Origin of the sequence: Brooklawnia sp. (assembly GCF_032229645.1) — a bacterium.
GTDB lineage: Bacteria > Actinomycetota > Actinomycetes > Propionibacteriales > Propionibacteriaceae > Brooklawnia.
This window is the reverse complement of the sequence record NZ_JAVTWX010000135.1, coordinates 1-4,482: the sequence shown is the minus strand read 5'-3', so window position 1 is coordinate 4,482 and position 4,482 is coordinate 1. Positions and strand designations below refer to the sequence as shown.

Here is a 4,482-nt window from a genome sequence, read left to right as displayed (position 1 = left end):
TGCGGTGGCGCCGGTGCGCACCTACCTGGCAACCTTGGCCGCCGACAAGGACGCCCGGCAACGTGTCGTGCGGCGCACCTTGGATGGGGCTATCGGCGCACTCGTCCAGCGCGCACCCGGCATCGCCAACGCGCTCGACGCTCAGCGTGAGGTCGCCGAGCAACTCGCCGGTGATGCCCAGAAGGCGTTCGCCGAGGCCGCCAGGGCCGTCGCGGTGCAGTCCGCGGACGGCACCCTGTTGCGCGGCGAGGTGCTTTCCCGGTGGCACGACTACGTGGGCACCGGCGACCTGATGCGCAGTCTCGACCGCGGTGTCAGCTGGCTCCGCGACAGGATCGCCGGGTTCTTCACGGGTAGCTCACAGCGCGCCGAACAGGTGGGAGTCGCCGCGGGCAGTGGGCTCGAGGCGCTGATCAATGCCGAGGCGGCGGCCGCGACCGAGCGCGCGATCGTGGCGTGGAAGGCCAATCCGGCCGGCCGGGAGATCCTGGCCCGCTATCCCGGACTCGGGCGTCCTGGCGACGAACTCGCGGCCGCGGCCGCCCGCGCGATCCGGGAGTGGCAGTCCGATGTGCTTGAGCTGGTCGCGCAGGAAGGCAAGACCAAGCGCACCTCGGCGCGGATCACGGCGTTGAGTGTCAACGGTGTCGGTGCCGCGCTGATGCTGGTCATCTTCTTCAGCACCGGCGGTATCACCGGAGCCGAGGGCGGAGTTGCGGTCGGCACCACGGTGTTGGCTCAGCGTCTCCTCGAATCGGTATTCGGGGACGAGGCCGTCCGCAAGCTTGCCACCACCGCCAAGCAGGAATTGGACGCCCGGGTCGAAGGCCTGATGGCCGGGGAACTCGTCCGCTTCACCCGTGTCATCGACGAACTGGGCATCTCCCCGGATGCTGCCGAGAATGTGCGGCAGGCTGTGCTGGAAGTCGAGCGTTCGCGCGCCGCGCACGGCCCGGTGCCCGCCGCTCAGCCGACCCGGAAGCAGACCCTGGATGACTCGGAATATCCCGGCTTGACTACCGGTAATCCTTCGGCGCAAATGGTCCGGGTGGACGACTCGCAGGCGGAGGTCGTGGACGCCGAGCTCGTCCACGACGACCGGCGGGGGAGTGGTGAATGATGGCCAAGCCCGACCGCGCTGCTGAGTCGCTTGCCGCCAGGATCCAAGCCCTCGGCGAGGCTGCCGATCTGGCGTCCGGGCGGCTGGATGCCGAAGTGGTGGACGAGGCGCGTCGCGTCACTCGCAAGGCCGACCGGCGGCTGGCGATAGCCGGCGACAGCACGGTGATCGCGCTGGCGGGAGCGACCGGTTCGGGCAAGTCCAGCCTGTTCAACGCGATCTCCGGTACCCGGTTGGCAGAGCCAGGCATGAAACGCCCGACCACCAGCAAGTCGATGGCCGCCTTCTGGGGCTCGCAGCTGCCGCACGAGCTGCTCGATTGGCTGGACGTGCCGCGCCGACATCTTGTTCAGGGCGATGATCCGGATCTGAACGGCCTGGTGCTGATGGATCTGCCCGACCACGATTCCACGGTCGCGTCGCACCGGGCGGAGGCAGACCGAGTCGTGCAGTTGGCCGATATGCTCATCTGGGTCGTCGACCCGCAGAAGTACGCCGACGCCGCCCTGCACAACAATTACCTCAAACCGCTGGCAGATCACGCCGCGGTGATGCTCCTGGTGCTCAACCAGGCCGACCGGCTCACGCCCGATCAGCTACGCGAGACCATGCGCGACCTGCGTGGGCTGCTCGACTCCGAAGGGCTGAGCAAGACTCCTTGCGTGGCGGCCTCCGCCCTGACCGGAATGGGTATCGAGACGCTCCGCAAGACGATCTCCAGCACCGTTCGTAAGAAGCAGATCGCGGCGAGCCGGCTGTCGTCCGATGTTTCGAGCGCGGCCCGGGCATTGAAGTCCGAGTTCGGAGACGCGAAAGTGCCCGCCAAGGTGCCGGATGCCAGGGCCCGCGAATTGAACAAGTCGCTCGCCGAAGCAGCGGGATCCGGAATCGTGCGCGACGCTGTGCTGAAGTCGATGCGCCGTCGCGGCAGCTTGGCCACCGGCTGGCCGGTCACCAAATGGCTGCGCCGCTTCACACCCGACCCGCTGCGGATGCTGCATCTGGATCGCGCGATGCCCGGACGCAAGAAGAAGACCAACGAGCTCGAACCGGTAGCGGTGCAGCGAACCAGCCTCCCGACCGCGGGAGGGGTACAGATCGCCCGCGTCGACATAGCCCTCAGGGGGCTGGCGGTCTCGTCGAGTGAGGGGCTGCCGGACGGCTTCGCGACAGCGGTCCGCGAGGCGACCTTGGCGCACCGCACCGATCTGCCTGACGAACTCGATCGCGCGGTCGCGGCCACGGATCTGGCGATGGACCGAGGGCAGGGCTGGTGGAGCCTCGTGCAGGTGCTGCAGTGGATGATCTTCGTCGCCGCTGTCGTCGGCGGCGGGTGGCTGCTGCTCGACTTGGTGCTGAACTATCTGCAGCTGCCGCAACTGCCGGCTGTCAAGGTCGGACGAGCGCCGTTGCCGACCGTGATGCTGCTCGGTGGCGCGCTGCTCGGCGTGCTGGTCAGCCTGATTTCGAGGATCGGTGTAGAACTGGACGCTCGAGCGAAAGGCGCCCGCGCCGAACGCGCGCTCACCCGTTCGATCGTGGAGACCGCCGACCGGCTGGTGATCGCCCCGGTCAACGTCGAATTGGAGAGGTTCAACCAGGGGCGCCAGTTGGCCTCCCGGGCCATCAGCTGATCCGCGGGTCATCTCGCCGAGTTATCCACAGATACCGACTTCTTTGACCGATTCGGGGTTGCACTTGCCGATCATTAGGGCCCAACGAACGGAAGGACCCTCATCATGGACGCATTCATCACCGTCTCCGGCAATCTCGGCACCGACATCGACTATCGGGCGACCGACACCTTCAGCCGCGCGAGTTTCCGGATGGCCTGCACGCCACGGATCCGTCGCGGCGACGATTGGGTGGACGGGCACACGACCTGGGTTAACATCGAGTGCGGCAACCGGCTCGCCGACAACGCGCGCGATTCGTTGTCCAAAGGCGACCCGGTCGTCGTCTTCGGCAAGCTGCGCACCAGGGTCTGGGAATCCGAGGGCACCAGGCACGAGCGCATGGTCATCGAAGCCACCTCGATCGGTCACGACCTGACACGCGGTACCAGCGAGTTCACCCGAGTGCTGTCGGCCAGGCAGCCGGATGACACTGCCGAGACAGGTGATGCCATCGCCGACGGCAGCCCGCGCGACGAGACACCGCAGAGCGTCGCACTGGCAGGCTGAATCCAGCAGTGGTGCGATGACCGGACGCGTCTTGGGAGTGCGGCATAATGGACGAGCACCACCCCGCGAGCCCAAACCGCCTGGCGTCGCCAGGCGTCCACACATTGCGAACGAAGGAAGCACGCGCCGTATGGCCGAGTTCATCTACACCATGCACAACGTCCGCAAGACGGTCGGGGACAAACTGATCCTGGACGACGTCACCCTGTCGTTCTACCCCGACGCAAAGATCGGCGTCGTCGGCCCGAACGGTGCCGGCAAATCGACCTTGTTGAAGGTCATGGCGGGCCTGGAGCCCATCAACAACGGCGACGCCCAACTGGCCAAGAACGCGACAGTCGGAATCCTGCTGCAGGAGCCGCCGCTCACCGAGGGCAAGACCGTTCTGGAAAACGTCGAAGAGGGCGTCGCAGAGGTCAAAGGGATGTTGCGCCGCTTCAACGAGATCTCCGAAGCGATGGCCGACCCCGATGCCGACTTCGATGTCTTGCTGGCCGAGATGGGCGAGCTGCAGACCGAACTCGATACCCGCAACGCCTGGGACATCGACTCCCAGCTGGAGCAGGCCATGGACGCGCTGGGCTGCCCGCCGCCCGACACCATCGTCGACGTGTTGTCGGGCGGTGAGCGGCGCCGCGTGGCGCTGTGCAAGCTATTGCTGCAGCAACCGGACCTGCTGCTGCTCGACGAGCCGACAAACCACCTGGACGCCGAATCGGTGAATTGGCTCGAAGGTCATCTGAAGGCCTACCCGGGCGCTGTGCTCTGCGTCACTCACGACCGCTACTTCCTCGACAACGTCGTGGGTTGGATCTGTGAGGTCGACCGCGGCCGGCTCTACGGCTACGAGGGCAACTACTCGGCGTACCTCGAGACCAAGCGTAAGCGCCTGAACATCGAGGGACTGAAGGACGCCAAGCGCGCCAAGATTCTGGAGCGCGAACTCGAATGGGTGCGCTCATCGCCGAAGGCACGCCAGGCCAAGAATAAGGCCCGTCTGGCCCGCTACGAGGAACTGGCGGCCGAGGCAGAGCGCAACCGCAAGATCGATCCGGCCGAGATCAACATCCCGCCCGGTCCGCGGCTGGGCAGTGTCGTGCTTGATGTCAACGACCTGCACAAGTCCTTCGACGACCGAGTGCTGATCAACGGGCTGACCTTCGACCTGCCACGAGCAGG

The 4,482-nt window shown here is 66.4% G+C and carries 3 protein-coding genes and 1 pseudogene; all 4 read left to right on the top strand.

The annotated features are described in order from the left end of the window. Nucleotides 1–1,120: pseudogene (locus tag AAFP05_RS10735) on the top strand (ABC transporter); the annotation flags it as partial. After that, complete coding sequence (locus AAFP05_RS10730; RefSeq protein ID WP_341729863.1) at nt 1,117–2,754, top strand: GTPase; 1,638 nt, start codon at nt 1,117–1,119, stop codon at nt 2,752–2,754. The pseudogene AAFP05_RS10735 and the gene AAFP05_RS10730, both read left to right, overlap by 4 nt. A 105-nt stretch (nt 2,755–2,859) precedes the next feature. Then, nucleotides 2,860–3,303 carry a single-stranded DNA-binding protein gene (locus AAFP05_RS10725; protein ID WP_341729862.1) on the top strand — a complete coding sequence of 148 codons (444 nt, stop codon included), beginning with the start codon at nt 2,860–2,862 and terminating at the stop codon, nt 3,301–3,303. Between the two features lie 130 nt (nt 3,304–3,433). After that, nucleotides 3,434–4,482 (top strand): ATP-binding cassette domain-containing protein (locus AAFP05_RS10720; protein ID WP_341729861.1); only part of this gene is annotated, 1,049 nt, incomplete at its 3' end.

Bases quoted from the DNA above. Each gene is read 5' to 3' on its own strand.
- AAFP05_RS10730 (WP_341729863.1), top strand. From the start codon at position 1,117: ATGATGGCCAAGCCCGACCGCGCTGCTGAGTCGCTTGCCGCCAGGATC.
- AAFP05_RS10725 (WP_341729862.1), top strand. From the start codon at position 2,860: ATGGACGCATTCATCACCGTCTCCGGCAATCTCGGCACCGACATCGAC.